7 protein-coding genes are annotated in these 6,005 nt (G+C 63.6%); all 7 read left to right on the top strand.

Annotation, left to right across the window (positions count from 1 at the left end; genetic code table 11):
• Positions 1–338, top strand: a 338-nt coding sequence (locus Q8N40_RS26475; protein WP_305713916.1) for a TRAP transporter small permease subunit, incomplete at its 5' end; no start/stop codon positions are given.
• Between the two features lie 5 nt (positions 339–343).
• Positions 344–1,660 (top strand): TRAP transporter large permease, encoded by a 1,317-nt coding sequence (locus tag Q8N40_RS26470; RefSeq protein WP_305713915.1) that lies wholly within the window; start codon positions 344–346, stop codon positions 1,658–1,660.
• A gap of 63 nt (positions 1,661–1,723) precedes the next feature.
• Positions 1,724–2,185: a DUF3237 domain-containing protein gene (locus Q8N40_RS26465; protein ID WP_305713914.1), complete on the top strand. Its 462-nt coding sequence runs from the start codon at positions 1,724–1,726 to the stop codon at positions 2,183–2,185.
• 114 nt (positions 2,186–2,299) lie between these two features.
• The gene (locus Q8N40_RS26460) at positions 2,300–3,103 is read left to right on the top strand and encodes a crotonase/enoyl-CoA hydratase family protein (RefSeq protein ID WP_305320413.1); all 804 of its coding nucleotides are present in this window, start codon (positions 2,300–2,302) and stop codon (positions 3,101–3,103) included.
• 1 nt (position 3,104) lies between these two features.
• The gene (locus Q8N40_RS26455) at positions 3,105–4,982 is read left to right on the top strand and encodes a feruloyl-CoA synthase (protein WP_305713913.1); all 1,878 of its coding nucleotides are present in this window, start codon (positions 3,105–3,107) and stop codon (positions 4,980–4,982) included.
• A 36-nt stretch (positions 4,983–5,018) separates the two neighbouring features.
• The gene (locus tag Q8N40_RS26450) at positions 5,019–5,780 is read left to right on the top strand and encodes an SDR family NAD(P)-dependent oxidoreductase (protein ID WP_305320415.1); all 762 of its coding nucleotides are present in this window, start codon (positions 5,019–5,021) and stop codon (positions 5,778–5,780) included.
• Positions 5,781–5,789: 9 nt separating this feature from the next.
• On the top strand, positions 5,790–6,005 hold a 216-nt coding region (locus tag Q8N40_RS26445), incomplete at its 3' end, for an acyl-CoA thioesterase (protein WP_371135823.1).

The following is a 6,005-nucleotide window of genomic DNA, read 5'->3' as shown; positions in this document are numbered from 1 at the left end:
TCTGGGGGATCGCGGCGACAAGCTATCGTGGCGGGCACATCACCGTCGACCTGGTGTGGGCCAATGTCGGGCCGCGATACCAACGCTGGATCGACGTCTTTGCCACGCTGGTGCTGCTGCTCGTGGTGGCGGTGCAGACCTGGACGCTGTTCGACAAGGTCTACGGCACATACAACGACAATGTCCTTACCTTTGATATGCGCATGCCGACCTGGCCGTTTTTTGCGGTGGCGTGGGCCGGCGACGCTGCTGCGGTATTGCTGATCGCGATCCGCACCTGGCGCCTGATCCTTCATCCCGAAGAGATGGAAGAGCCCAAGATCAAGACCGTGGAGTAGACGGCATGAGCACCGACGCCGTCGCCATTCTTGGATTTGTCGCGCTGTTCGCGCTGATGCTGCTGCGCGTGCCGGTGGGCATGGCGATGGGCCTCGTCGGCGTCACCGGCTTCGGCTACCTCGTCGGCTTTTCCCCAGCGCTCAAGATGGTCGGCCAGACCTCGATGCGCACGGTCACCGACTATACGTTCGGTGTGATTCCGATGTTCCTGCTGATGGGGGCGTTCGTCACCAATTCCGGAATGAGCCGCGAGTTGTTTCATGCCGCCAACGGTTTCGTCGGGCATTTGCGCGGCGGGCTGGGCATTGCGACGGTCGGCGCCTGCGGCGGCTTTGCCGCGATCTGCGGTTCGTCGGTGGCGACGGCCGCGACGTTCTCCGCTGTCGCCTATCCGGAGATGCGCCGTTTCGGTTATCCGCAGTCCTTCGCCACCGGCGTGATCGCGGCCGGAGGGACGCTCGGCGCCATGCTGCCGCCATCGACGGTGCTGGCGGTCTACGGCATCATCACCGAGCAGGACATCGGCAAGCTGTTCATGGCCGGCATCATTCCCGGCCTGCTCGCGATCGCCATGTACATGCTGACGATTGCGCTGATCGGGTGGCTTCGGCCGGGCTTTCTGCCGACCGGCCCGCAAACATCCTGGCGCGAGCGGTTCGCCGGCCTGAAGAATATCTGGGCGCCGGTGTTGCTGTTCGTGTTCGTGATCGGCGGCCTCTACGGGTTGCCGTTCCTGCCCCGTTTCACCCCGACGGAAGCCGGCGGCGTCGGCGCCACCGGCGCGTTCCTGATCGGCGTGCTCACCGGCCGGCTCAACAAGGAGAAGATCCTCAACTCGCTGCTGCAGGCGACCCGCACCGCGGCCGCGGTGTTTACGATCCTGATCGGCGCCTTGATCTTCGGCTATTTTCTCACGGTGACGCAGACCCCGCAAAAGGTCACGGAGCTTCTCACCGGCCTCGGCCTCGGGCCCTACGGCGTTCTCGCCCTTATCATGGTGATGTATCTGGTGCTGGGTTGTTTGATGGACGCGATGGCGATGATCATCCTGACCGTCCCGATCATCTTTCCGGTGGTCGTCCATCTCGGCTTCGACCCGATCTGGTTCGGCATCATCATCGTGATGACGGTGGAACTGGGCCTCATCACGCCGCCGGTGGGCATGAATGTCTTTGTCATCAAGAGCGTGATCCCCGACGCATCTTTCTCCACGATCTTCAGGGGCGTGGCGCCGTTCGTCTTCACCGACCTGATCCGATTGGTGATCCTGATCGCATTTCCGATCCTGGCGCTCTGGTTGCCACAGCGCATGATGGGGTAGAGCATGATCCGGAAAAATGGGTACCGGTTTTCCGATAAGATCATGCTCCAATAAGGGGCTTCCATGATCCCGCAGTTGGCGACCAAATATGTATTCACCCTTACCGTCCGTATCGGAGGGGTGACATCAGCAGGTGAGATTGGTCACGGCGTGCGCCGGATCATTCCAATCCTCGGCGGTGAGGTGCGCGGCGAAAGCGTCAACGGCAAGGTCTGCGCGTTCGGCGCGGACTTCCAGATCATCCGGCCAAACGAGTTGATCGAACTGGAAGCGAAATATGCCTTCGAGACTGATGACGGCGCGGTGGTCTATGTCGAGAACACTGGCATCCGCTTCGGCCCCGTCGATCTGCTGCAAAAGCTGAAACGCGGCGAGCCGGTCGATCCCGCATTGATCTATTTCCGCACCGTGCCGAGGTTCGAGACCGGCAGCGAAAAATACCGCTGGCTGATGGAGAACCTGTTCGTCGGCTCCGCTGCCCGCCACGCCGATCGCGTCGTCATCGACGTGCATCAGGTGCTGTGATTCTCTTACCCTCCAGGGGAGGGTAAAGCCGATCGCGAGCAGAAAACCTGGCTTGTTGACTCCCTCCAAATTCGTTATAAAGCATAACTATTCTGGACAGGACGTAAAGCACCCATGGCAAACGCCTCGCCTGCCGCGACCGCCGAACGGTCCGCGCTGCTCACGATCGAGACGGTGGGCGCGGTCATGACCGTGGGCCTCAACCGGCCGGCCAAGCGCAATGCGCTCAATGACGGCATTATCCTTGCGATCCAGGATTGCTTCTCCGACCTGCCGGAGAACATCGGCGCGGTTGTCATTCACGGCATCGGCGATCATTTTTCGTCGGGCCTGGATCTGTCGGAACTGACCGAGCAGGATGCCAGCGAGGGTCTGCGGCATTCGCAGATGTGGCACCGGGTATTCGACCGCATCCAGTACAGCCGGGTGCCAGTGATCGCCGCCCTCAAGGGCGCGGTGATCGGCGGCGGGCTGGAACTCGCCTGCGCGGCGCATATAAGGGTCGCCGAACCTTCGGCCTATTTCGCATTGCCCGAAGGCCAGCGCGGCATTTTCGTCGGCGGCGGCGGATCGGTGCGGCTGCCGCGGCTGATCGGTGTTGCCAGGATGACCGACATGATGCTGACCGGACGGGTCTATTCGGCGACCGAGGGTTCGGCCTATGGATTTACCCAGTATCTGACAGGAGCGGGAGGGGCGCTGCCGAAGGCGATGGAACTGGCCGAGCGTGTCGCAGCCAATGCGCCGCTGACCAATTTCGCCGTGTTGCAGGCGCTGCCGATGATCGCGGAGGCCAATCCGCAAACCGGCCTTTTGATGGAATCGCTGATGGCGACGGTGGCGCAGAGCGATAAAGAGGCCAAGCGCCGGATTCGCGACTTCCTCGACCGCAAGACTGCAAAGGTGAAACCCACCTGACATGAGCGCCAAGCCTCACATGTCGACTGCGACCGGAGCCGGCGACGCACCGCTACGGCCGATCTCGTTCGGCGATCCCGCGGTCACCATCGAGCGCCGCGACGATGGCGTCATATATCTCAGGCCCAAAACGCCGCTCGGCGACTATCCGGTTCGCCTGACCGACCGCCTGCATCATTGGGCCAGGGCGGAACCCGATCGCGTGTTCATGGCAGAGCGCCAGGCCGGTGGCGGCTGGCGGCAAATCAGCTACGCCCGCTTGCTGGGCGCGGCCCGGCATATCGCCTCGGCGCTGCTGGCGCGTGGCCTGTCCGCCGAGAAGCCGATCGTGATCCTCTCCGGCAATTCGGTCGACCACGCGCTGCTCGCGTTCGGTGCGCTTTACGCCGGTATCCCGTTTTGTCCGGTGTCGCCGGCCTATTCGCTGGTGTCGAAGGATTATGGCAAGCTCGCGTACCTGATGAAGCTGTTGACGCCCGGCCTGGTGTTCGCGGATGACGCCGACAAATTCGCCGATGCTATTTCGGTCAATGTCCCCGAGGGAACCGAGATCGCGGCGTCGCGCGGCACGGTGCCCGGCAACACGGTGACGATGCTGGCCGAGTTGCTGGGAACGTCCGAGCATCCCGGCCTCGATGCCGCGCACGATGCCATCGGCCCGGACACCATTGCAAAGTTTCTGCTGACCTCGGGCTCGACCGGCAATCCGAAGGCAGTCATCAACACCCAGCGGATGATCTGCGCCAATCAGGTGATGCTGCGCGAGACGCTGGCGTTCCTGAGGGACGAGCCGCCCGTCATCGTCGACTGGCTGCCCTGGAACCATACCTTCGGCGGCAACCACAATATCGGGCTGACCCTGTTCAACGGCGGCTCAATATATCTCGACGAGGGCAAGCCGATGCCCGGCGGCATCGAGGAAACCGTGCGCAATCTCGGCGAGATTTCGCCGACGGTCTATTTCAACGTGCCGAAAGGCTATGAATCGCTGCTGCCGTATCTGCGTGACGACAAGGCACTACGGGCAAAATTCTTTCACCGCCTGCATGCGATGTTCTTCTCCGGTGCGGCGCTGTCGCCGTTCGTCTGGAACACGCTGGACGAACTCGCCGTCGCGGAAACCGGTTACCGCGTGCCAATCCTGACCGGTCTCGGCGCCACCGAGACCGCACCGTTCTTCATGTCGGTCAAGCCCGCCACCAGCCGCTCCGGCCATGTCGGGCTTCCGGTTTCGGGCAACGACGCGAAACTGATCCCGAACAACGGCAAGCTCGAGGTTCGCGCCAAGGGGCCCAACGTCACGCCGGGCTATTGGCGGCAGCCGGAATTGACGGCGGCGGCGTTCGACGAGGAAGGCTATTACAAATTCGGCGACGCGCTGAAGCCGGTCGATCCCGATGATTTCGGCAAGGGTTTTGACTTCGACGGCCGCATTGCCGAGGATTTCAAGCTCGCCAGCGGCACTTGGGTCAGCGTCGGCCCGCTGCGCGCGCGCCTCGTTGCGGCCTGTGCCCCCATGGTGCGCGACGTCGTGATCGCCGGCATCAACCGCGACGAGATCTCGGCGCTGGTCATTCTCGACCTCGACGGCTGCCGCCTGATCAACCCGACGCTGGCCGTTGACGATCTCGCCGGCACCGCTTCCGATCCGCTGATCCGCGAAGCGTTTCGCGAGCGGCTGGCAAGGTTCCTGGGAACCGCGACGGGATCGTCGACGCGGATCACGCGCGCGGTGCTGCTCGATACACCGCTGTCGATCGACCGCGGCGAAGTCACCGACAAGGGCTCGATCAACCAGCGCGCGGTGCTGGATCACCGCGGCGGGCTGATCGACCTGCTGTATTCGCCGACACCGCCAGCCCAATTGATCACGCTGTAGCCGGACACGAACAGAAATTTTTCGAGGGAGAAGACCATGCAATTGAAGGATCAGGCCGCCATCGTCACCGGAGGTGCATCGGGACTGGGTGCTGCGACCGCGCGCAGGCTTGCTGCAGGCGGCGCGAAGGTTGCGGTTTGCGACCTCAACGCCAGGCTGGCCGAAACCCTCGCTGCCGAGATCGGCGGCGTCGCGGTGACCTGCGACGTTTCGGATGCGGCCTCGGCGGAAGCCGCCATCGTCGCCGCCTCCAAGGCGCACGGCCCGGCGCGCATCCTGGTCAATTGCGCCGGCATCGGCGTCGCCAAACGGGTGGTCGGCCGCGACGGCCCGATGGCGCTGGCCGATTTCGACAGGGTGATCAAGGTCAACCTGATCGGCTCCTTCAACATGCTGCGGCTGGCGGCCTCCGAAATGAGCAAGCTGGAGCCGCTCTCGACCGGCGAGCGCGGCGTCGTGATCTCCACCGCGTCGATCGCGGCCTATGACGGCCAGATCGGGCAGTCGGCCTATTCCGCATCGAAGGGCGGCATCGTGGCGATGACGCTGCCGATCGCGCGCGAACTCGCGCAGTTCGGCATCCGCGTGCTGACCATCGCGCCCGGCCTGTTCCTGACGCCGCTGCTGGGCGGTCTGCCGCAGGAGGCGCAGGACTCGCTCGCCGCCGCGATTCCGTTCCCGCACCGGCTCGGCCACGCCGACGAGTTCGCCTCGCTGGCGCTGCATATGATCGACAACCCCTATCTCAACGGCGAGGTGGTGCGGCTCGATGCCGCGCTCCGCATGGCGCCGCGCTAGGCAAACGCCATGTTCGTCCATCGCCGCGACGTACAGATCCAGTGGGGCGACTGCGACCCCGCCAACATCGTCTACTACCCGCGCTACTTCGCGATGTTCGACGATTCGACCTCGATCATGTTCGAGGCCGCCGGCTTCTCGAAGCAGGACATCGTCCACAAATACGGCCTAGTCGGCATTCCCATGGTCGACACGCGGGCGAAATTCCACGTCGCCTCCACCCAT

Source organism: Bradyrhizobium sp., from assembly GCF_030693485.1.
GTDB lineage: Bacteria > Pseudomonadota > Alphaproteobacteria > Rhizobiales > Xanthobacteraceae > Bradyrhizobium.
Note: the sequence above shows the minus strand (reverse complement) of the source record. Positions and strands in the feature narration are given on the sequence as shown.